This window comes from Fictibacillus sp. KU28468 (genome assembly GCF_026153615.1).
GTDB lineage: Bacteria > Bacillota > Bacilli > Bacillales > Fictibacillaceae > Fictibacillus_C > Fictibacillus_C marinisediminis.
The window spans coordinates 3,025,176-3,047,252 of the sequence record NZ_CP110666.1; the positions used below are offsets into that span (position 1 = coordinate 3,025,176).

General features: G+C 43.1%; 18 protein-coding genes, 1 riboswitch and 1 other annotated feature. Of the genes, 5 read left to right on the plus strand and 13 right to left on the minus strand.

The features are described 5' to 3' along the window. Positions 1 to 13: 13 nt before the first annotated feature. Complete coding sequence (locus OKX00_RS15745) at positions 14 to 163, plus strand: hypothetical protein (protein WP_265407957.1); 150 nt, start codon at positions 14 to 16, stop codon at positions 161 to 163. A 62-nt stretch (positions 164 to 225) separates the two neighbouring features. Here OKX00_RS15745 and OKX00_RS15750 read toward each other — a convergent pair whose 3' ends face one another. The 8 genes from OKX00_RS15750 to rpiA all read right to left on the minus strand — a co-directional run bounded on the left by OKX00_RS15750 (position 226) and on the right by rpiA (position 8,071). Continuing rightward, positions 226 to 402, minus strand: a complete 177-nt coding sequence (locus OKX00_RS15750; protein WP_265407958.1) for a hypothetical protein — start codon at positions 400 to 402, stop codon at positions 226 to 228. Positions 403 to 563: 161 nt separating this feature from the next. Beyond that, the gene (locus OKX00_RS15755) at positions 564 to 1,493 is read right to left on the minus strand and encodes an ABC transporter permease (protein ID WP_265410561.1); all 930 of its coding nucleotides are present in this window, start codon (positions 1,491 to 1,493) and stop codon (positions 564 to 566) included. Between the two features lie 4 nt (positions 1,494 to 1,497). Next, positions 1,498 to 2,424 (minus strand): ABC transporter ATP-binding protein, encoded by a 927-nt coding sequence (locus OKX00_RS15760; RefSeq protein ID WP_053354976.1) that lies wholly within the window; start codon positions 2,422 to 2,424, stop codon positions 1,498 to 1,500. 14 nt (positions 2,425 to 2,438) lie between these two features. Beyond that, the gene (locus OKX00_RS15765; RefSeq protein WP_265407959.1) at positions 2,439 to 3,128 is read right to left on the minus strand and encodes an ABC transporter ATP-binding protein; all 690 of its coding nucleotides are present in this window, start codon (positions 3,126 to 3,128) and stop codon (positions 2,439 to 2,441) included. Beyond that, entirely contained in the window at positions 3,121 to 3,507 is a 387-nt protein-coding gene (locus OKX00_RS15770) for a GntR family transcriptional regulator (RefSeq protein WP_265407960.1), read from the minus strand. The genes OKX00_RS15765 and OKX00_RS15770 overlap by 8 nt, the downstream gene beginning before the upstream one ends. 3 nt (positions 3,508 to 3,510) lie before the next feature. Beyond that, a complete protein-coding gene (locus tag OKX00_RS15775) occupies positions 3,511 to 4,269 on the minus strand; it encodes a hypothetical protein (protein WP_265407961.1) in 759 nt (252 codons plus the stop codon). Positions 4,270 to 4,848: 579 nt separating this feature from the next. Beyond that, entirely contained in the window at positions 4,849 to 6,768 is a 1,920-nt protein-coding gene (thrS, locus tag OKX00_RS15780) for a threonine--tRNA ligase (protein ID WP_265407962.1), read from the minus strand. 53 nt (positions 6,769 to 6,821) lie between these two features. After that, positions 6,822 to 7,052 (minus strand) — a binding site (T-box leader). A 347-nt stretch (positions 7,053 to 7,399) separates the two neighbouring features. After that, positions 7,400 to 8,071 carry a ribose-5-phosphate isomerase RpiA gene (gene rpiA, locus OKX00_RS15785; RefSeq protein ID WP_265410562.1) on the minus strand — a complete coding sequence of 224 codons (672 nt, stop codon included), beginning with the start codon at positions 8,069 to 8,071 and terminating at the stop codon, positions 7,400 to 7,402. A gap of 176 nt (positions 8,072 to 8,247) precedes the next feature. Here rpiA and OKX00_RS15790 point away from each other — a divergent pair, with 176 nt between their 5' ends. Next, on the plus strand, positions 8,248 to 10,071 hold the full coding sequence (locus OKX00_RS15790) for an APC family permease (RefSeq protein WP_265407963.1): 1,824 nt from the start codon (positions 8,248 to 8,250) through the stop codon (positions 10,069 to 10,071). Between the two features lie 55 nt (positions 10,072 to 10,126). Here OKX00_RS15790 and OKX00_RS15795 read toward each other — a convergent pair whose 3' ends face one another. Next, positions 10,127 to 12,277, minus strand: a complete 2,151-nt coding sequence (locus OKX00_RS15795; RefSeq protein ID WP_265407964.1) for a type IA DNA topoisomerase — start codon at positions 12,275 to 12,277, stop codon at positions 10,127 to 10,129. Between the two features lie 113 nt (positions 12,278 to 12,390). Further along, positions 12,391 to 12,930 (minus strand): DinB family protein, encoded by a 540-nt coding sequence (locus tag OKX00_RS15800; RefSeq protein ID WP_265407965.1) that lies wholly within the window; start codon positions 12,928 to 12,930, stop codon positions 12,391 to 12,393. Between the two features lie 159 nt (positions 12,931 to 13,089). Between OKX00_RS15800 and OKX00_RS15805 the strand changes: the two genes are divergently transcribed. Further along, positions 13,090 to 13,638 (plus strand): GNAT family N-acetyltransferase, encoded by a 549-nt coding sequence (locus OKX00_RS15805; protein WP_265407966.1) that lies wholly within the window; start codon positions 13,090 to 13,092, stop codon positions 13,636 to 13,638. Between the two features lie 187 nt (positions 13,639 to 13,825). Here OKX00_RS15805 and OKX00_RS15810 read toward each other — a convergent pair whose 3' ends face one another. Then, positions 13,826 to 14,272, minus strand: a complete 447-nt coding sequence (locus OKX00_RS15810; RefSeq protein WP_265407967.1) for an OsmC family protein — start codon at positions 14,270 to 14,272, stop codon at positions 13,826 to 13,828. 202 nt (positions 14,273 to 14,474) lie between these two features. Here OKX00_RS15810 and OKX00_RS15815 point away from each other — a divergent pair, with 202 nt between their 5' ends. Then, positions 14,475 to 15,635 carry a SpoIIE family protein phosphatase gene (locus OKX00_RS15815; RefSeq protein WP_256225395.1) on the plus strand — a complete coding sequence of 387 codons (1,161 nt, stop codon included), beginning with the start codon at positions 14,475 to 14,477 and terminating at the stop codon, positions 15,633 to 15,635. A gap of 47 nt (positions 15,636 to 15,682) precedes the next feature. On the opposite strand, the gene OKX00_RS15820 is transcribed toward OKX00_RS15815, so the two are convergent. Together OKX00_RS15820 and OKX00_RS15825 are read right to left on the minus strand one after the other, a co-directional pair. After that, positions 15,683 to 16,540, minus strand: a complete 858-nt coding sequence (locus OKX00_RS15820) for a CheR family methyltransferase (protein ID WP_265410563.1) — start codon at positions 16,538 to 16,540, stop codon at positions 15,683 to 15,685. A gap of 15 nt (positions 16,541 to 16,555) precedes the next feature. Continuing rightward, positions 16,556 to 19,300, minus strand: coding sequence for a CHASE3 domain-containing protein (locus tag OKX00_RS15825; protein WP_265407968.1), 2,745 nt, complete (start codon positions 19,298 to 19,300; stop codon positions 16,556 to 16,558). A gap of 169 nt (positions 19,301 to 19,469) precedes the next feature. Continuing rightward, positions 19,470 to 19,664, plus strand: a riboswitch (cobalamin riboswitch). 157 nt (positions 19,665 to 19,821) lie between these two features. On the opposite strand from OKX00_RS15825, the gene metE reads away from it, so the two are divergent. Continuing rightward, a complete protein-coding gene (gene metE, locus OKX00_RS15830; protein WP_265407969.1) occupies positions 19,822 to 22,077 on the plus strand; it encodes a 5-methyltetrahydropteroyltriglutamate--homocysteine S-methyltransferase in 2,256 nt (751 codons plus the stop codon).

Here is a 22,077-nt window from a genome sequence, read left to right on the forward strand (position 1 = left end):
AGATTTGATTATAATGAATAAGAAGAATAACTCAGAAAAGACACGCCTTGAAATCAACCAGGGTACAGCAAATGACACCGATGGACTTAATCAGGTTCTTGAATTCATAAATGCCAAAGGAAACACTAGAAAACTAAACGATGCCGTGAAGGATGAAAAATAAGAAAGGTGCTGTCCAGAAAGTCGAAAATTGACCTTCAGGCGGCCCTTTTTGGCTTGAAAATCTTAAATGAAAAGTTGATTGAAGTGGAAGGTGCGAGACTCCTCGAAAATGAACTTCACATTTTCTTCGTGCGATAAAAAGCTGCCGGAGCCTTCCTTGTCCTGCGGGACTAGCGTGACAGGTGAGACTCCCGCAGGCGCTAGCGCCAAAAAGTAGGCGTTCCCGCCGGTAAGGCTCACCGCACGACCTGCGAAAGTAGGCGTTTACGCCGGTAAAAGCGAGCACCCTGGAACGGAAATCAACAGCTTACAGACTTCTTGGACAGCCCCTTCTGCTTTTCAAAAGGAGGTTCAATCACCCCCACCAAAAATCAACAAAATGGACTAACAGAGCTTTTTAATTAAGCAGCCACGTCACGTTTCTTGAATACAATCCAGGTAAGGGCAATGAAGATGACGAAGTAAACTGCAAGTACAGTCAATGAAAAATTCAGGGTCATCCCTTTGATGAAAGGTGTGCCATCAAAATACTGCTTTAAATCCACATTAGCGAACAATATATATTTTACCCAGTCATACTTAGAAAAGAAGTTAACGATCAGTGTGCCTGAAAGCGATAAGAAGATAGAAAAACCGATCGCTAGCGAACTGTTGCGGAATACGGTGGACATCATGAAGGCAAAGGTAGCCATCATGAGCAGCATGATGCTCGCAAAGCCGTATTCTTTCCACATGTGCCAGATCATGTTTTCCTCTACGACCTTCCCGTCCGCATAACTGAGATAGGACTGAGGGCTTCCATCAAACCCGAAGAGCACTCCGCCAAGTAGCCATGATACAACAAACGTGATGAGAATCATCAACAGTGCATAAAGAAGAGTAGAAATGTATTTGGAAGCGAGTATGGTCGTTCGGCTTACAGGACGAATCAGAAGCAGCTTAATCGTCCCCCATGAAAATTCACTGGCAACCATACCGCCCGCTATTATAATGGTAAAGATTAAGATAAACTGAATCGCATCCGGGCTTTCACTAACAAATGACCATTGATTTTTCGTTTCCAGCGGTTTGATATTATGGGAGATACGATACTCGTTGATCGCGATCAAGCGCTCATTATGCTTCTTCATCATCGGCTCTTTTTTCAGCGTCTTTTCCATGGATGCATTTTCTGCTTTAAGTTCCTGCTTCCAGTTGTCTTTTACCGGTGCCGACTTTTCAGTTTTTGTGATGATTCCGCTCAGTCCGATAAAACCGATGAGCAAAGCAAGCATGATCAGATTTCCGATACGCCGGTATATTTTCAAATTTTCATTGCGGATCATTCCCATGAAGTTAGACAATCTCTTTTCCTCCCGTCACTTCCAAGAATTTATCTTCCAGCGTTTTCGTTTCTGATGAGATTCCATAGACTTTTAGTCCTTCAACCACAAGAGTGGCTGTCACCTCTGGTATCAGGTCTCTTTCCATCTCTGCCTCAATATAGCCATTGCCAAGAGATATCCGTTCAGCCTTCACATGATGGCTCACTGCATGGCGTGCCGCAGCCACTTCATCCACAAGGAATCGCACTTTTCTCGTTCTGCCGCTTTCCACGAATTCCTTCGTGCTCTGAACGCCGATCAGTTTTCCGTGCTGGATAATAGCAATCCTGTCGCACATGAGCTCCATCTCGGATAAAAGATGACTCGATACGATCACAGCAATGCCTTCTTTCTCAGCCAGTTCCCGAAGATAGTGGCGGATTTCCCTGATACCTGCTGGATCCAAACCGTTCGTCGGTTCATCTAAAATCAGAACAGATGGAGAGTGAAGCAAAGCCTGTGCAAGACCCAGTCTCTGGCGCATCCCAAGCGAGTAGGTTTTTACTTTTTCATGAATCCGATCTGTTAATCCGACCAGTTCTACCACTTGTGCAATCCTTGTCTTGCTTACCGATTTCACCATGCGGCTATAATGGATGAGGTTTTGGTAACCCGTAAGAAACTTATACATTTCAGGGTTCTCAACAATAGCACCAATATGAGAAATCGCCTTCTTGTATTCCGTCTCAATATTTTTACCGTTAATTAAAATTTTCCCGCCGCTGAGCTTCATTAATCCAACCATCATACGAATGGTTGTCGTCTTCCCAGCCCCATTCGGTCCGAGGAAACCAAACACTTCTCCCCCATAAATATCAAACGATAATCCGTGAATGATCTCTTTCTTCCCAATCTTTTTCTTCACATCTTGCAGTTCTACCAAAGGTTTTCTGCTCATTGTCTTCTCCTCCATTACTCATATTCTTTCTTCATCCATTCCACGATGGAGACATTTTGATGGATCCGGATTTCCTCTACTTCTTCCATGCGGAGTACCCTTCCATCCTTAATTAAGACGACCAGATCAAGAATAGGTTCAATCTCTTTAATCTCGTGTGTTGTAATAATGATGGTTCGAGTTTCATAGTCTACAAAAGACAGCAGACCTTTCACAATGGAATCCCTTACCATGAGATCCAGCCCAGACAGCGGTTCATCCATAAGAATCACCGGGACTTCTCTCGCCAGTGTGACAGCGATCTTTAACCGGCCCCGGTTTCCTTTGGAGAGGTTCTTCACTTTTTTGCTGCGGTCGAGCTTCATATAGTCCAGAATTTCTTCCGCCTTGCTGCGGTTAAAATCACTGTATATGGACGCGTAATAATCAATCGTTTCTCCAACAGTATAAAAGGAATAATACGAATCCAGTTCTGAAAGATAGGAAACTTTTCTGCTGATATTACGGGACACTTCCTCCCCATCAACTGATACACTGCCCTTAGAAGGCCGGATTAGTCCAGAGATTAATTTCATCGTTGTTGACTTCCCGCTGCCGTTCTCCCCTACAATTCCGATGATTTTCCCCTGCGGCAATGACAGCGAAAGGTTATCCACTGCACGATGGTTTCTATATTTCTTGGTCACATTCTTAAATTCAATCACGCTGTTCACCGCTTTCTTCAGATGAGATGAACTCTTGTAAGCCTGCCATCATTTCTTCTGCTGAAAATCCCATTTCTTTCATATCGGCAAAAAAGGATGAAATCTGTTCTTTTTTCAAATTTTGCCGAAGTTCGACTAATACTGATTGGTTTTCCGTTACAAACGTCCCTTGACCCCTTTTTGATTCCACACTACCCATCCTTTCTAATTCACTGTAGGTTCGCTGAACAGTATTCGGGTTGACTCCCGACTGAATCGCCATCTCCCTGACTGACGGCAGCTTCTGCCCAGTTACCAGTTCTTTACGAAGAATTTGGCGGTTAATCCGGTCGGCGAGCTGCATGTATATCGGTTTGGATGCATTAAAATCGTCTGCCATGTGCTACACCTCAACTTTTCGTTCGATTAACCAGCTGGCTGCAAGAAATAGTACAATTGCCAAAAGCAGATGGTAAAAATAATAGCCAATATAAACGTGCTTAAAGACTCCATATACGAAGTCGCTATATTTAAGGTTGACTTTCCCCCAGATAAATAGAGCATCAAATAATTTGGTATCTTCCCATTTTGCGAGAAGCCACGGCCCAAAGAAAAAGACTCCGAGCCCGATTACCCATCCGCTTACTTTACCGAGGTTTTTTGTGGTTACGAGATAAATCGCCCACAAAAACGTTAAACCTAGTCCAATGTAGAAAGAAATAAGCAGGATATGAATGACTAGAAAGGTGCCAATGTAAATGACATCCGGCCATGTCATATCCGGATTGAGCTCAAAAACGTCCATTACCATCGTTCCTGCGATAAGTGTAACAACGCTCGTTATGAATAGCGAAAGGGCAAGTGCCGCGAACCCGTTTACCAGCTTTGCCAAAAGCAGTTTACTGACAGACAGCGGGGTCTGCAGCCATAAATGCATTGTTTTTTGCTCGAGAAAGTAACTCACACATAAATATCCTGCCATATAGACTACATGCATCATCACCGCAAACGCACAAAATGCAAAAAAGGTTTCAGGTTTGCCCATCCTCCATGCTGTATACACTCCAAGCCCCAAATATAAAAGCAAAGCAATTAAAGCACCTAGCGCTCCGCCTTTTCCGAGCCTGTATTCTTTTTTTAATTGTCCTAACCAAGGATTCATTAAACAGTCCTCCATTTCACATTGTTCTAATGAACTAGTGTACTAGTGATATAATACACCGATATTCAAGAAAATGTCAAACCCATTTTTCGAGGTAGTTTACCGTAATATCGGTTTGGCTGGTATTATTGGGGTTTTGGACAGTAAATTCTTATTTTGGACAGTAAAATTCCGCTTTTGGACAGTATTTTGGGATTTCTGGACAGTATTTCTTATGTAAGGCTACCTGCCAAACAAAAAAACCGGCTGATCTTCGTAAAAGATCGTATTTTTGAACAATAATCTGTAATTAAATAAAAAAAAGTCGTTACGATTTTTTCAGGTGTAAGTGACTAGTCTGGCGCTCATACCTCCGCAAAAGATATTGCAGAAGCCAAAATAGCCCACTGAACCATCTGGCTAAGGACTCCAGCATGAAAATTTACTCAAAATCCTTCATTTTTGCATAAAAATGACCATGATGCTTCCCAATTGAATGGTTGTCCTAAAATAACCTGATTTCGCACAGCCATTACAAAAAAAAGAGGCGCTTTCTCATCACACCCCTTTAGCATGATAAAAAACTCCTCTTCTTTATGGTTATTGTCTATTTTCAACTTTCTCATGCAGCTGTTTGATCAGCTGTTCCACTTCTATAAAACCGGAAGATTCCTCTCCATATTTCCTGGCATTTACACCCTGGCGTTTTATCTCTTCATCTCCGACAACTAAAATAAAGGGTGTCTTCTGTAATTGTGCTTCTCTGATTTTATAGCCCAGCTTTTCTTCTCTCAAATCAGCTTCTACTCTTATTCCTGCAGATTTCAATCTCTGAACCACATCCTCTGCATAGGGCTGGTGATGCAATAATGACACAGGTAGAACCTTCACCTGGACCGGTGCCAGCCATAATGGAAACGCACCTGCATAATGTTCAATCAGAATTCCTAAAAAACGGTCAATTGAACCGAGAATCGCGCGATGAATAACGACCGGACGCTGTTTTTCATTCTTTTCATCAATATAATGGAGATCAAACTTTTCAGGCATCTGGAAATCCAGCTGCACTGTCGCGCACTGATGACTTCTGTTTATGGCATCCCGGATATGAAAATCAATCTTCGGACCGTAGAATGCACCATCACCTTCATTGATCCTGTAATTCAATCCGGCTTTCTTCAGAACATTTTCAAGGGCATTCTCTGCCTTTTCCCAAAGCCTCTCATCCCCCATCGAATCCTCTGGACGAGTAGAGAGTTCAACCTCGAATTGAAATCCAAAAGTTCGGTACACCTCACCCACGACATCAAGCACTGACTCTAATTCGCTTTCAATTTGATCCGGTGCAACGAAGATATGGGCATCATCCTGGCAAAATGTTCTTACACGCAGCAGCCCGTTCAGCGCTCCGCTGAATTCATGCCGGTGCACCTGGCCGAATTCTGCGAGTCTTAAGGGAAGATCCCGGTACGACCTGCGTTTGTTTTTATAGATGAGCATATGCCCTGGACAGTTCATCGGCTTTAATGCAAAACCAGCCTGATCCACTTGTGAGAAATACATATTTTCCTTGTAATGATCCCAATGGCCCGATTGCTCCCACAGCCGCTGATTCAGCATAAGCGGTGTCCTTACTTCTTCAAAGGAGTGACTCATCTGAAATTCCCTCAAAAATCGTTCCAGTTCATTTCTTAACAACTGGCCCTTTGGCAGGAAAAATGGCATTCCAGGAGCCTCTTCAGAAAACATAAACAGATCAAGCTCTTTTCCGAGTTTGCGGTGATCTCGCTTTGCTGCTTCTTCAAGAATGAGAAGATGCTCTTCGAGTTCCTTTTTTGAGGAAAAAGCAACTCCATAGATCCGCTGCAGCATTTGATTCTCCGAATCGCCCCGCCAGTAGGCTCCAGATACAGAAGTTAACTTAAATGCTTTAATAAGGCCAGTTGAAGGAAGATGCGGTCCTCGGCAAAGGTCCATAAACTCTCCCTGTTTATAAAATGTAATCTCTTCATCATCAGGGATATTGTTGAGCAATTCCTGCTTTAAAAGATCCCCTTTTCCAAGCCAGTATTCCTCTGCCTCCCCCCTTGAAACCTCAATCCGCTCAATCTTTTTATTCTCTTTGATTATCTTGTTCATCTCTGCTTCAATGGCAGGTAGATCTTCAAGTCTGATCGAAACCGGCACATCCATGTCATAGTAAAACCCATTCTCAATGACCGGCCCCACTCCAAGTTTTACATTGTCATATAGCCGCTGAACAGCCTGAGCTAGGACATGTGCAGCGCTATGCCTCATGATGTTGATTCCCTCATCGGAATCAAGTGTTAAAATCTCTACGGCCGCGGCCCTCTCTATAGTGAAGCTCAGGTCGTAAAGGACATTGTCTATCCTTCCTGCTGCAGCCTTCTTTTTAAGACCAGGACTGATTGAAGCCGCAATTTCATCCATTGATACACCATACGGGTACTTTTTTTCGGAACCATCGGGAAATTGAATGCTGATCTGATTTTCTTTCATCTTATAACCCTCCATTTTAGTTTTTGAATAACAAAAAGCACACCAATCCCTAATCTAGGGACGAGCGTGCTTATACCCGTGGTTCCACCCTGGTTCCCGCCATAATTGCATTTGACGGCTCCATTCGCTGTAACGCAGCTCATGCGGAATGGGCTAATGGAATCCAGTTTCACCCATTCAGCTCCCAGGCGGTAAATCACTCTCCTGTGTTAGGAAGTTCTCAGCTTTCCTTCCCTCTCTGTATAACCGGTTTGAGTCATTCTTGTCCTGTTCACAGCTATTTTCTATTTCGGGAAAGGGAAAAAGAAAAAACGCACCCATCCCCGGCAATAGGGACGAGTGCGTTTTACCCGTGGTTCCACCCAGATTCCCATCAAGAGGTTTTACAACGAAGTGATGGCTCCAGTGCTTTAACGCAGCGGCTGCGGTATAGGCTAGTCTTATTTCACCGATACAGCTCATGGATGGTAAGCGATTCTCCTGCGTTGGGAAGTTCTCAGCACCCTTCCTCTCTGTGCAACCGGCCAGAATCACTCATGTTCCTTTCAAAGCTTTTCATAACGTTCAGTTTTATTAAGATAGAATATACAGTATTATCCACATTGATACAATCTTTTTTTTTGAAAAATTATCATTTCTTTCGATGAATGATGGCTGGGCCGCCAGCCTCTCCTACGATCAAAAGGTCAGCCATATTTAAGAACAGACCATGTTCCACTACGCCTGTGATCCCATCGAGCCAAGAAGCGGTTTTTTCAGGATGTTTGATACTTTCCATTTTTAAATCAATCACATAATGTCCGCTGTCTGTTATAAAATAAGCATCTTCCTTTTTTCGAAAAGACGGTTGGAGCCCTTCTTTTTCAAACAGACGGAAAACCTGATGAGATCCGAATGGCAGCACCTCTACTGGCAGGGGAAATGTACCGAGTGACTCAACCCGTTTAGCGGAATCAACGATCCATATGATTTTGGAAGAGATGCTCGCTACTACTTTTTCATACAGCAGGGCGCCACCTCCTCCTTTTATCCCATTCAATTCAGCATCTACTTCATCTGCTCCATCAATGGTAAGATCGATTTGATCGATTTCATTAATGGAGATAAGCGGTATATTAAGTAACTCTGCCAATTTTGTTGTGGAATCTGAAGTGGATACTCCCTTAATCTGAAGTCCTTCCTTTACCCGCTCCCCCAGTTTTTGAAGCATAAAATAGACAGTAGATCCTGTCCCAAGGCCAATTGTCATTCCTTCTTCTATGAAATCAGCAGCTTTTTCGCCTGCCATCTGTTTTTCGTTCATCATTGTTTTCTCCTTTATAACTCTGGGTATCTTATTTCATACTACCCTTTTTGTTCTTCGATTACGCGAACAAGTATAAGAATAAATGTAAAATGGGTAAAATTAAAAGATTACAACTTTCTTTTTTTTCAGGGTTTCATACTTTATCATTCAAAATTAATTCTTGGCGGTGAATCATGTTAACTTCATTGAAACGATTTTTAATCGGACGTCCGTTAAAATCTAACGAGGCCGGAGAACATAAATTGAATAAGTTGAAAGCGCTGGCAATTCTTTCATCTGACGCGCTCTCCTCTGTTGCTTACGGAACTGAGCAGATTCTCTTGGTACTCGTAACATTTGGGACGGTCGCCTTCTGGTATTCCCTGCCTATCGCAATTGGAGTCCTTGTACTATTACTGGCACTTATATTATCTTACCGGCAGATTATCTTTTCCTATCCTCACGGCGGTGGAGCCTATGTCGTTTCTAAAGAAAACCTGGGAGTCAATTATGGTCTGGTTGCCGGGGGATCTTTACTCGTTGATTACATATTAACCGTAGCTGTTAGCGTATCTGCAGGAACAGACGCCATCACTTCAGCCTTTCCTGCCCTCCATGCGCATAACGTCGTGATTGCCGTAGTGCTCGTTATTCTCATTACGATTTTAAATCTTAGAGGCTTAACGGAGTCGGCGAGTATTTTGGCCTACCCGGTTTACCTCTTTGTTGTGGCCCTTATCATTATGATCGGGGTCGGTCTTTACCATATTGCAACCGGAGGTGTTCCTGCATCTGCACACACGCCTGTCGGTACACCGGTTGCTGGTCTGACGCTGTTCCTGCTTCTCAGAGCTTTCGCTTCTGGATGTTCTGCTCTTACTGGAGTTGAAGCAATCTCTAATGCTATTCCGAACTTTAAGGAGCCCCAGCCGAATAATGCTGCCAAAACGCTGATCATGATGGGATCATTATTAGCTGTTTTATTTACTGGAGTTACCTTCCTTGCTTATTGGTATGGCATCGCACCTAAAGTAGAGGAAACCGTTGTTTCACAAATTGCTGCAGAAACGTTCGGCCGTAACTATATGTATTATTTTATCCAGGGAACAACCGCACTAATTCTAGTCCTTGCAGCCAATACTGGTTACTCAGCGTTCCCTCTTCTCGCTTATAACCTGGCGGCAGATAAATTCATGCCGAGAATGTACACGATGCGCGGAGACCGCCTCGGTTATTCAAATGGAATCATTACGCTCGGCATCGGCTCTATCATTCTGATTGTTGCGTTCAGAGGGCAGACTGAGAACTTGATTCCCTTATATGCCGTAGGGGTATTCATTCCATTTACCTTGTCACAAACCGGTATGATCTTAAAGTGGCTTAGAGAAAAACCAAAGGGCTGGATTTCAAAACTAACGGCCAATCTGATCGGTGCCTTGATCACCCTGACCGTTCTCATCATCTTTTTTGTCACTAAATTTACTCAAGTCTGGTCCGTTCTGATCTTCTTGCCGTTAATTATCCTACTGTTCCACCGGATCCATCGCCATTATAAGGACGTCGGTGACCAGCTTCGCCTGGAATCAGAACATCCGCCCCTCGCCATCGAAGGAAATGTTATCATTGTTCCGGTTGCCGGGATGACTCGGGTGGTTGAAAACTCACTTAATTACGCTAGAACCCTCTCTGACCAGGTCATTGCCGTTTATGTAGCCTTTGACCGACAGGAGGAAAGACGTTTTGAAGAGAAATGGGAGCAGTGGCAGCCGGACATCCGTCTCGTCACACTGCACTCACAATACCGGAGCATTATACAGCCGCTCACCAAATTTATAGATACTGCCCAACACAAGGCAAAAGAATCGAACTATTGGGTGACGGTGCTGATTCCGCAATTCATTACGAAAAAGAATTGGCACAACATTCTTCATAACCAGTCAAGCTTGCTCATCAGGGCTTATCTTCTGTATAAAAGAAATGTGGTTGTTACTACTGTTCCATATCGATTTAAAAAATAAGAAAAAGGATGGCCAGCTTTCTTTCTGGGCATCCTTTTTTTATGTTATCAATGTTCTACATTTTGAATTCAATTTTCCCGGTCTCTTTATTGAGGGTAAGGGCGGCCGCAAACGGTTTGCCCTGCTTGCTTTTAAACCCTTTTAACTTGGTGGTTTCGCCCTTTTCCAACAGGCGTTTCACCTGAGCTGCCGATAGCTTTTTCCGTGCGATCTTGCCGGAAATGGAAAACTTGCACCCTTCTTTATAGCCGCTGCATCCATAGAAGTCATTTCGCTTAATATAGATGATTTCTTTTCCGCAGTACGGACAATTGCCGATGGGTTCTGCTGTTTTAGACAACGGAATATTCTCTACCTTCCAGCTTGCAGCACCGGCAATGGCATCGCTGATCACTTTTTCTGTCATTTTGCGGGTCAGCTCCATAAACTGTTTCGCATCTGCTTTTCCTCTTCCAATCTCACGGAGCCGCTGCTCCCAAACCGCAGTTGTTTCAGCAGATGTCAAAATGGATTCTTCACCGATCGCGGCAATTAATCCCTTCGCTTTTTCGGTCGCAAATACTTGGTTTTTTTCTACTCTGATGTAATCCAGCTCTTCAATTTTTTTTATGATGCTGCTTCGTGTCGCCTCAGTCCCAAGACCTTGAACTTGTTCGAGCACCTTGCTCAGCTCTTCATCCTCAATCGTTTTGCCGGCTGTTTTCATGAGGGTGACGAGACTTCCGAGCGTGTAGCGTTTAGGCGGCTGTGTTTTTCCTTCCCGGATTGCAATGTTCTCCACTCTTCCTTTGTCGGCTTCAGTTAGATCCGGAAGAAGGGTGTTTTCATCGTCCTCTTTTTTATCTTCTTTCTTTTTGTTTTCAAAAAGGACCTTGCGCCATCCTTCCTGTACGATGACTTTTCCTTTTGAAATGAATTCATCCCGCTCATTTACTTTTGTAACGATTGTAGTGGTATCCATAATCGCCTTATCATAGTGGGCAGCAATCACGCTCCTCACAATCAGATCGTATATGTTCCGCTCATCTCGGCTTAACTTTACAGGATTAGCCACGTTTTCCGTTGGAATGATGGCATAGTGGTCAGATACTTTTTCAGCATTTACAAAACGCGGATTCCCTATGAGAGATCGCTTCGGTGAAGGAAGGAGATGTTTATATTCCTTAAGGTCACCAAGTTGCTTCAATATGCCTGGCATCATTTTCGCCTCTTCTTCAGTGATATACGGGCTATCCGATCTTGGATAACTGACCACTTTTTTTAAATAGAGATCGCTTGTAATGTTCAGTGTTCTTTCCGGGGAGTACTTATACACTTGATTCGCTTTAGCTTGGAGAGCAGAAAGATTAAACAGCATCGGCGGATGGTATTCTTTTCTCTCCTTTTTTATGCTGTCCACGGAACTAGACTGATTTTCAGTCCGCTTTTTGATCTCCTCTGCCAGATCTTTCGTTTTGAGGCGGCTGCTGTTTTTATCATGCCATTTTCCGCTGTACTTCTTTCCATTCACATCAAATGAACCGATCACTTCAAAAAAAGGTTCCGGCTTAAACTTCTCGATCTCATGTTCGCGTTTAACAACTAGCGCGACTGTCGGTGTCATGACTCTTCCTGTCGGAAATGTCTCTCTAATTCCTTTTTTCTGCATTAAAAGTGTGTAGGCTCTCGTCGTATTCAACCCGACAAGCCAGTCGGCACAGGCTCTGGAATAGGCTTCAAAAAAGATGGGGAGCGTTTCCTGGCCTTCTTTCAGGTTTTTGAATCCATCCAAGACTGCTTTTTTTGTTAATGATGAGATCCATAAGCGCTTTACCGGTTTTCTGCAGTTCATATTGAGGAGAAGAGATTTATAGATAAGTTCTCCTTCACGACCCGCATCGGTCGCACCGATGATTTCAGTGACTCCGGGTTCAAAAGCCAGCTTTTTAATCGTTTGAAATTGATCCCATTTAGAGGGAGAAACTTTATACCTGAAACGGTCCGGCATCATCGGCAGCGTTTCAAGTTTCCATTTTTCCCATTCCGGTTTATAGTCCTTTGGCGGAACAAGTTCCAGAAGGTGGCCGACACACCATGTTAAATAGGCTCCTTCAGGAAAAAATTCCTGAGGAGGAATCTCATAATATCCTTTTAGTTTCTTAACCTTAGAAAAAGGCCCTGCAAGAGCTTGGGCCTGTGATGGTTTTTCAGCGATAATAAGTTTCATGGTTCACTCCTTGAAGCATACATATATTCGTCATTATGCTTCATTTAATCCATAGATTCGAACATTTGTACTCTTTTTAATTATACCATTTTATTTTCATGAATAAAATGTTCTTACAGACTCGTCTCCCCGCTCTGTGCAAAAAGGTTCTGCTCTTCATACAAATAAAAAATGTAATCGGTAGACACACCTGCCCCGTCCATCTGTCTGAGCATGGCGGTAAGATTTCCTCTATGGTAGGTTCCATGATTGACAACATGCAGAATAAAATCCTGCAGCGGCGCCTTAGCTTCCCCGAATTTCGGATGCGAAATCGTGATCACCTGAAGTGGATCTTCTATCCCGTTTAAATACAGCTTATAGCTGCTGGATACTTCCATAAATAATTTCTCAATTTCAATCAATGATACGCCTTCCAGCCTCTCATTCCATTCATTCAGCGAGTGGATCGTTTCTTCGTATGTTCTTCCAGAAATCGTCCATAGCCAGATCAGATCCGTTTTCAGCATGTGAACCAATGTATCCATCAAGCTTGGAAACACACTTTTTATTTCTTGCTTCACCCATTCTTCTGGCAGCTTCTTTAAATGTTCAAACCATTTCTTGTTGGCCCAGAGATGATAGTCCATCCATTTTGATGCTTGATTTTCCATATATTAAATCTCCTTTTATCATGTTTATTTTCATAGTAGTCCTTCGATATGACAATGAGATCTTCCTGCAACCCTGCCCTTTCTTCTTAAAACAAGGAAAATTTCTTCGGAAAGAAGAATACATCTAAATAAGGACACTACAGCTTGGAGGAACAACTCATGGCAGAGAAACAGACACAAAAGAGAATCCGATTACGGGAATTACGAATAACCGACTGGAAGGATGTACATGCGTACGCTTCTCAGGAGATCACATGCCGCTTTCAGCCGTGGGGCCCAAATGCCGAGGAAGATACGCTGGAATTCATGGGCCAGGTTATAAAAGATACAAAGCATAATCCCAGGTCTCGCTATGCTTTTGCGATCATTGAAGAAAAAGATGAAAAACTGATCGGAGTGGCAGAACTGAACATCAGGGATTTCACTAACAAAATCGGAGAGATCGGCTATGTCATCCATCCTGATTATTGGGGCCGAGGCTATGCAACCGAGGCGGGCAGACTTCTACTCCACTTGGGTTATACCGTACTGCGTCTTCATCGAATCTATGCAACGTGCCACCCTGACAATGAAGGGTCAGCAAGAGTTCTCGAAAAATTAGGAATGACAAAAGAAGGTGTACTGAGAGAAGATCTAAAGATGGGAGGTGGATGGCGGAACTCGCTGCTCTTCAGTATTTTGGAGCATGAATGGACGGGTATGCCATAACGTTATGTGGTGTGTTCTTGAATAAACTCCTTTATCTCATACTCTCACTTGTACTGATCATACTGTTTTCAATCTGAGAGTGAACATCTTTATCTTTGGAGGAAAAGTGGCGGGCGGATACTGGTTACTGGATGGCAGAACAGACTAAAAAACCAGCAAGAAAATTTTCACATGCTGGTTTTTTGTTTTATGCTGTTGTTATGGTTGCTTCCAGCTCCACTTCGACATTTCCTTGTATGGCTCTTGTGATCATACATGAAGTTTCTGCTTTTTCAGCCAGCCTTTTGGCGAGCTGCTGATCTGCCTGTGTCGCCTCAGCTTTTAAAACAATAACAGGGCGATGTATGATTTTCTTATACGTGATCACACCTTTTGTTACATCCACGACCCCAACTGAATCCATCGTAAGCTTTTCTTTATCCAGGCTGCTTCTCTCCATCATGGCAGCAAGAGTAATAATATAACAGGTTGCTGCTGCACCAAGCAGCATTTCATCAGGATTGGTACCCACTCCTGGTCCATCCATTTCAGGAGGAATCGAGATTTTCATTTTCAGGTTCCCTGTTTCAATTTCACCTACATCATTTCGCAAACCTGGCCAGTTGGCTTTTAAATGAAAGGTATGTTCAGCCATATGATCAGCTCCTTATCTTGTTCTCCACTCTTATTGTAACCATCCTGGACCATTCACTCACTTAATCTGCCCTGAAAAACAAATAAAAAGAATTAATTATACCTTCTTCCCTGATTTTCAGTATAATGATAGAATAGTATCTTTTTACATATTCACAGTTTATTCTGTTAATAACAGAAAATGTTGAAGGAGAAAAGAAGACATGGCTATTCTTATGGTAGATGATAATTCCGTAAATCTATTTGTTATAGAAAAAATATTAAAAGGTGCCGGTTATGAGAATACGGTTTCGCTTTCATCCGCCAGCCAATTGTTTGATTACCTTGAAATGGGGAATCCCCACCCGAAAAAAAGTGATGTAGACTTGATTCTATTGGACATCATGATGCCCGAGATCGACGGAATTGAAGCCTGCAGACGTATTCAAGAGATTGAAAGGCTAAAAGATATTCCCATCATTTTCATCACCGCCCTTGAAGATACTAACAAACTTGCCGAAGCGCTTGATGTGGGCGGAATGGACTATATCACAAAACCGATCAATAAAGTTGAACTGCTAGCCCGTATACGGGTGGCGCTAAGGTTGAAGTATGAAAAAGACTGGCATATCGAGCAGGAAAAGAAGATCAGGGATGAGCTTGACCTTGCCATGCAGGTTCAGAGAAGTCTGTTAAATCCCCCGCTCCAGCAAGAAAATATCCAGATTAACGTCTCCCATCTTCCCTCATTTAAGCTTGCGGGTGACATGTACTACTGGCATCGCTTTAGTGAGCACCGGTATGGTGTCATCCTGCTGGATATGATGGGGCATGGGATTTCCTCCTCACTTGTATGCATGTACATTTCCTCTGTAATGAGAGATGCCATCAAGATGATTGAAGACCCGGAACTGGTAATTAAAGAGCTGAATCGCTATATGGCGCTGCTTTATAATCAAAAGAACTTCTATAATTACTATTTTACGTGCATTTATTTGGTCATTGATACAAAGAGCAAAACCGTAGAATATGTGAATGCAGGACATCCTCCTGGATTTGTACTCATTGATGGTGCTGAGCAATGCCTGCTTGAACGCGGCAGCTGTGCCGTAGGTTTCTTTGATCAATTGGAAGTGGAAAAATCAACGATCCATTTTGAAAAGGATATCCAGCTTCTTCTTTTTACCGACGGTGTTATTGAAGCGAACAAGGATGAGAATCTCTTACTCGATAAACTGCAGTTTATCGCTTCTCAAAAATGGAACCAAACCATCACGTCCCCTATTCATATGGTCATACCGGAAGAAGAGCTGGTGAACCAGCAGGACGACATGTGCATTCTAATGATTCAGGCAGCAGCCAGTAAAGTTCCTTCTGTCATTTAACATTTCAATAAAAGGCTAAAGACGGACGATCAATTCGCCCGTCTTTTTTAATCTAGTTTTCTATATATTTTTTCAGCTGCATCAAACTCAGTATAGTATGAAGTCTTTTCGGAAAAGCGAAGAGATTCTTTGTTGCCGAGTCCAAGGAAGCCACTTGGACATAGACTCTCATAGAACAACCCTTGCACTTGATTTTGAAGTTCACTTGTAAAATAAATCAATACATTACGGCAAATAATGACATGAAACTCATTAAAGGAAGAATCGGTGACGAGATTATGCTGAGCAAAAATAATATTGCGTAAAAGGGAAGGATGGAAATAGGCAAAATGCTCATCGGCCGTATAATACTCTGAAAATGCCTCTTTTCCACCTGCCTGCATGTAGTTCTTTGTATAGGTCTGCATCTTTAGCAGAGAAAATGTTCCCTGCTTTGCCTTCTCCAGTACTTTTTCATTCATATCTGTAGCATAGATTGTGGTTTTATCGGCCAAGCCCTCTTCCTCAATCAATATCGCCATTGAATAGACTTCTTCACCCGTAGCACAGCCCGCATGCCATATACGAATCTCGGGCATTTTCCTTAACTCAGGAACCACTCGTTGCCGGAAGGCCTTGAAAAATTCGGGATCACGGAACATTTCAGTTACATTGATTGAAAAATCGTTGAGCAATTTTTCGAGAAAACCTTTTTCATGGATAACTTTCTCGAGCAGTCTCGTTATCGTTGGAATTCGTTCCATACGCACTCGGTTCTGGATCCGGCGGATAATAGATGATCTCATATATTTTCTGAAATCAAAGCCGGAAAGCCGATAGATCGCTTCTAAAAGGAGATCGGCCTCCATGTTTTCCACGAATCCAATTTCAAGTTCTTCTTCACTTGCAATAATTTGATCATTCATCATCTATGTTCGTCCTTACTTGTTTGTAATCCATACCCTCATGACCGAAAAGAGCTGTTCAATCTTCAAAGGCTTGCTGATATAATCCGATGCTCCGGCTTCAAGACATTTCTCACGGTCATTCTTCATCGCTTTTGCAGTCAGAGCGATAATAGGGACACCGGAGTTTTTTTCGTTCTCCCGGATCCTTCTCATGGTTTCATATCCATCCATAACCGGCATCATGATATCCATCAGGATCATATCAATGTTCTGCTCCCTTTCCAGCAGTTCCAGACATTCTGTTCCGTTAGAAGCCGTAATAACCTTTATTTTTTCGTTTTCCAGTGCTGTTTTTAAAGCAAAAATATTGCGGTGATCATCATCAACTATCAATACGGTTTTTCCCTTAAAGGAGCTGATATCAGCTGGAGCCTGTTCTGCAGCCGGCCGATCGTTCTTATTAAGTCCCTCAAGTACTCTGTTTTCTTCCTGAACTTCAGGAGAAATGGCAGCAGCAACCTCGCTCACTGCTTCATCCAGCTCTTGAACCGGCGCAAGTCCGTTAGGGAGGCTAGGAATATACAAGGTAAAAGTGCTTCCTTTCCCTTCTTCACTTTCGAGCTCCAGCCGGCCGCCCAGCAGTTTTACAAATTCAAGGGATATGGATAGGCCCAGGCCTGTACCCCCATATTTACGGACAGTTGCTCCATCTCCCTGCTGGAATGCTTCAAAAATTAAATCATGTTTGTTCTTGGATATTCCGATTCCCGTATCTTTAACCGTAATTTTAAGCAAGTGGTCTGCACCGTTCTGAAGGTCAAAAACAGGTTCTTTTTCGATATGCAGAGAAATCTTGCCTTCTTCGGTAAACTTAAAGGCATTGGATAGAAGATTTTTAATAATTTGCTGGAACCTCTTCTCATCCGTATAGAAAATATCTGGTACATCTTTCTCTTTAATGATTTCAAACTCAAGGTTCTTTTGATCGGCGATGGGTCCGAAATTCCGCTCAAACTGCCCAGGAAGCTCACTCATGTTCATCTCGCTGAAATACATTTCAAGTTTACCTGCTTCGACTTTTGAAAGATCCAGAATATCGTTAATCAGGTTAAGCAGGTCTTGGCCTGAGGTGTGAATCACCCTCGCAAACTCCTCATCTTCAGAAGAAAGGCTATTCGAAGAATTCTCAGCAAGCATCTCAGAAAGAATCAGAATACTGTTAAGCGGTGTTCTCAGCTCATGTGACATATTGGCAAGAAATTCAGACTTGTACCTGGAGCTTAATGTCAGCTGCTTGGCTTTTTCTTCAAGCTGTACTTTTGCGTTCTGAAGTTCTGCCGATTTTCCTTCTGCTTCAATGGAACGCTGTTCAAGCTGCTCATTAATCATGCGCAGTTCTTCGGATTGCATCTGCAGTTCTTCGGATTGTGTCTGAAGCTCTTCGGATTGTGCTTGAAGTTCTTCTGTCATCGCCTGAGATTCTTTCAGCAGGCGGACAATTTCCATTCTGCCAATCACACTGTCGATGGTCAGGCCAAAAGTTTTTGTTGCGTTTTCGATCAGCTCAATGTGCTGTTCTGTAAATGTGTCAAGTGAAGCAAGTTCCAAAACTGCGATCACTTCCTGCTCATTCAGAACAGGGGCAATCAGCAAGCTCTTAGGACGAACTTCTCCAAGCCCTGTACCAATGACTTGATAATCCGCGGGCAGCCTGTCCACCACAAGGATGCGTTTCTCAGACACACATTGCCCGATAAGGCCTTCCCCCTGTTTAAACGCCTCTCGCCCTGGTTCTCCGATAGGCTCTGAAAACGAACCTTTTTTAACGTATCGGGATTGTTCTCCGCTCCCTTCCCGGATATAGAGAGCACCCATGGAGGCCTGCGTTAAGTGGGCAACACCTGTAACAAATTTCTCTCCCAGCACTTTAATCGTAGATGTTCCCTGATATCTTTCGACTACCTGATTCGTGCTGGACTGCAGCCATTCCCTCTGCTCAACTTTATCAAGCAGTTCATTGGTCGCTTCAGCCAGGTCTTTGATTTCATCTTTCGTTTTTACATGTATGCGCTGGGTAACGTCACCGTTAGATGACATAGCCGTAATGGAACTTACAACAGCCTTAATGGTATTAATGATCGAGCCTGAAACAAAAGACGCAATAAGTGATGAAACAGCCACAACAATAACCAATAAAGAAAAGAGCCCTGTTTTCAGGAATTTGTTCTGCTCGTCAAGCCTGTCCGCCCGTTCTTTCGTCAAGCCTTTTTCAGTGGTTCTGAACGTGTCAAACTGGCTGCGGATCTGTTCTACACTTTGGCTGCCTACATCTTTTTTAATGAGAGAGAGAACTTCTCCATCCTTGTTTTCCTTCTTCAGCTGAATCGACGGATTTCCTGTTTTCTGGAGCCAATTGTGAATGGATTTATTAATTTCCTCGAGCCTATTTTGCTGTGCTGGATTATCGGCAATCAGCCCATAGAGCTTTTTATAATCGTTTTCCAAACTGTTCATTGCCAGGTTAAAGGGTTTAAGATAGCTCTCATCCCCGGTAATAATAAAACCGCGCTGCCCGTTTTCCATATCGAGAACCTGCTTTTCAATCTCGTTTGTCAGCGAATGAATTTCTATGTCATGATTAATAATAAAATTCCGCTCTTTTTGCATAGAGGCAATCTGATTATTTACTGCTACTATTGATACGATCAGACAAAGAATAATCACTAGATATCCAGCAAAAATTTTTGCGCGGATTCCAAATCTGTTTCTCCCTATCATTCTATCATCCTGCCTTTATTATTTTCATAGTTATCCACCTTTATTATAAACAACATTTACCTATATAGATAGCTGGAAGTAAAGTAATTCCACATCTTCTCTCTGCTTTTGATGCGTTGACTTCCTATTTTAGATATGATAGGCTTGTCTAAATTTTCAAAATCAAATTACATAATAGTGGAGACAAGGTTCCATTGCACAAATGCAATGGATGAAAAAGGGAAGCCCGGTGAAAATCCGGCACGGTCCCGCCACTGTAAAAGGAAACGAGCTCATAATGACCACTGGCCAGCAGGTTGGGAAGGGATGCAGCTCGGTATATAACCCTTGAGTCAGGAGACCTGCCTTGTTTCAACAACACTGTTTTAACCTACGGGAGATAGGGAGGTGTTAGATTCTTGCATACAATGGGGTTTACTCTACCCTTTTTCAGGCATTTCTAACGTTCTGTCACTGGCGTTGGGAATGCTTTTTTGTTTTTATTGCCATATTTAGTATCTAAAAGAATGGAGAGATGACACATGAAAACGAGCAACTTGGGATATCCCCGTATCGGCAGCAATCGGGAGTGGAAAAGAGCACTGGAAGCATTTTGGAAAGGAGAACTGACGGAAGCCAGTTTTCTGCAGCAGATGGAACAGATCAGGCTTGCAAATCTGCAAAAGCAAAAAGACATGGGCATAGATATTATTCCAGTCAATGATTTTACACTTTATGATCACATGCTCGATATGTCAGTGATGTTCGGGCTGGTGCCAAAAAGATTTGAAGCAGTGGAAAATCCTCTCTCCCTTTACTTTGGCATGGCAAGAGGAAAACAAGAAGCCGTTGCGTGTGAAATGACCAAATGGTTTAACACAAACTACCATTATATCGTGCCGGAATGGGAAGACCGTGCGCCGAGGTTAGTGGAAAACAGGCCTCTTACCGCTTACAAGGAAGCAAAGGAGAAGCTTGGGATTGAAGGAAAACCGGTTATTGTCGGGCCTGTTACTTTTATAAAATGTGCAAAAGGATACCTTCCCGAACAGGAAGACACGCTGCTTTCCCAACTTGTCCCGTTATACTGCCGAATTCTTCAGGAACTGGAACAGGCGGGCGCCCAATGGATTCAAATCGACGAGCCCATTCTCGTTACTTCCCTATCCAAAGAAGAACTATCAGTATCCAAGAAAATCTATGAACAGTTCCATAAAGCCGCTTCCGGTCTTAATATTATGCTGCAGACGTACTTTGAGAGCGCAGAGCATTACAAAGAAATCATTCAGTTCCCTGTCCAGGGGATCGGACTGGATTTTGTCCATGGCGAAAAAACACTGGATGAGATGCGTCTGCATGGGTTCCCAGAGGATAAAGTGCTGGGTGCAGGCATACTTGACGGCAGAAATATATGGCGTGCTAATTTGAGCCAAAAGCAAGAGCTTATACTCCAGCTTGAAGAACTGGCTGCATCCGAACGAATATGGATCCAGCCCTCCTGCAGCTTGCTTCATGTCCCTGTTTCAGCCAAACACGAACATTCCCTTCCGCAAGAACTATACAACAGTCTTGCCTTTGCTGACGAAAAACTGGAAGAACTGCGATTGCTGTCATCACCTTCGCAACAAGAAGCAATAAAGAAGTATGATGATGCTCTTTACTTGCTAAACAGCTCTCCGGCAAGAAACCGGACGGAGGTTTTATGGGAGGTTGAAAAAGCTCAAGGCAAAGACCTCAAGCGGAATCAGCCTTACATGAACAGAAAACAAAAACAGCAGGAAGTTTGGAACCTCCCTCTCCTCCCTACGACAACCATTGGAAGCTTTCCACAGACCCCGGAAGTAAAGCAGGCCCGGGGGAAACATAAGCGAGGGGAATGGACGAAAGCACAGTATGATCAATTTGTTAAAAGCCAAATTGAAAAGTGGATTAAAATCCAGGAAGATATTGGCTTAGATGTTCTTGTTCATGGGGAGTTTGAACGAACAGACATGGTGGAATTTTTCGGACAAAAACTTAACGGGTTTGCTTTCTTAGAGAATGGATGGGTTCAGTCCTATGGATCTCGCTGCGTTAAACCGCCTGTCATCTACGGTGATGTCGATTTCAGTGAACCAATGACCGTAAACGAAAGTGTGTATGCACAGTCTCTGACCGATAAACCGGTAAAAGGAATGCTTACCGGGCCGGTGACCATCTTAAACTGGTCCTTTGTCCGGGATGATATTTCAAGAGAGAATGTCTGCTATCAAATAGCAAATGCCCTGCAAAAAGAAGTGCTTGCACTGGAATCTGCCGGCATTACCATGATCCAAGTAGATGAACCCGCATTAAGAGAGGGTCTGCCACTGAAGAAAAGCAAGTGGCAGCATTATATAGACTGGTCTGTTAACTGCTTTTTGCTGACCACCTGCACTGTAAAAGAAACCACCCAGATTCACACCCATATGTGCTATTGCGATTTCAACGAGTTTCTTGGCGTCATCAGCAAGCTGGATGCCGATGTTATCTCTCTTGAAACATCCAGAAGCCATGGTGAGCTGATCTCTGCCTTCACGTGGCAGACATATGAAAAAGGAATCGGCCTTGGGGTTTATGATATTCACAGCCCTCGAATACCTGAAATTGAAGAGATGAGGGTGATGATTGAAAAAACTCTCGAAGTATTGCACGAAGACCAGGTGTGGGTAAATCCTGATTGCGGACTGAAAACAAGAAACATATCAGAAACCATTCAATCTCTCAAAAATATGACAGCTGCTGCGGCTCTGGTCAGAAAGAAAGAGGCAGTCTCGTAA

What these genes read in the sequence shown, in the direction of transcription:
- OKX00_RS15800 (WP_265407965.1), bottom strand. Translation starts at nt 12,930, where the DNA reads ATGGAAAATCAAGCATCAAAATGGATGGACTATCATCTCTGGGCCAAC.
- OKX00_RS15825 (WP_265407968.1), bottom strand. Translation starts at nt 19,300, where the DNA reads ATGATAGGGAGAAACAGATTTGGAATCCGCGCAAAAATTTTTGCTGGA.
- OKX00_RS15770 (WP_265407960.1), bottom strand. Translation starts at nt 3,507, where the DNA reads ATGGCAGACGATTTTAATGCATCCAAACCGATATACATGCAGCTCGCC.
- OKX00_RS15745 (WP_265407957.1), top strand. Translation starts at nt 14, where the DNA reads ATGAATAAGAAGAATAACTCAGAAAAGACACGCCTTGAAATCAACCAG.
- rpiA (WP_265410562.1), bottom strand. Translation starts at nt 8,071, where the DNA reads ATGAACGAAAAACAGATGGCAGGCGAAAAAGCTGCTGATTTCATAGAA.
- OKX00_RS15820 (WP_265410563.1), bottom strand. Translation starts at nt 16,540, where the DNA reads ATGAATGATCAAATTATTGCAAGTGAAGAAGAACTTGAAATTGGATTC.
- OKX00_RS15790 (WP_265407963.1), top strand. Translation starts at nt 8,248, where the DNA reads ATGTTAACTTCATTGAAACGATTTTTAATCGGACGTCCGTTAAAATCT.
- OKX00_RS15815 (WP_256225395.1), top strand. Translation starts at nt 14,475, where the DNA reads ATGGCTATTCTTATGGTAGATGATAATTCCGTAAATCTATTTGTTATA.
- OKX00_RS15755 (WP_265410561.1), bottom strand. Translation starts at nt 1,493, where the DNA reads ATGGGAATGATCCGCAATGAAAATTTGAAAATATACCGGCGTATCGGA.
- OKX00_RS15775 (WP_265407961.1), bottom strand. Translation starts at nt 4,269, where the DNA reads ATGAATCCTTGGTTAGGACAATTAAAAAAAGAATACAGGCTCGGAAAA.
- OKX00_RS15760 (WP_053354976.1), bottom strand. Translation starts at nt 2,424, where the DNA reads ATGAGCAGAAAACCTTTGGTAGAACTGCAAGATGTGAAGAAAAAGATT.
- OKX00_RS15810 (WP_265407967.1), bottom strand. Translation starts at nt 14,272, where the DNA reads ATGGCTGAACATACCTTTCATTTAAAAGCCAACTGGCCAGGTTTGCGA.
- OKX00_RS15795 (WP_265407964.1), bottom strand. Translation starts at nt 12,277, where the DNA reads ATGAAACTTATTATCGCTGAAAAACCATCACAGGCCCAAGCTCTTGCA.
- thrS (WP_265407962.1), bottom strand. Translation starts at nt 6,768, where the DNA reads ATGAAAGAAAATCAGATCAGCATTCAATTTCCCGATGGTTCCGAAAAA.
- OKX00_RS15805 (WP_265407966.1), top strand. Translation starts at nt 13,090, where the DNA reads ATGGCAGAGAAACAGACACAAAAGAGAATCCGATTACGGGAATTACGA.
- metE (WP_265407969.1), top strand. Translation starts at nt 19,822, where the DNA reads ATGAAAACGAGCAACTTGGGATATCCCCGTATCGGCAGCAATCGGGAG.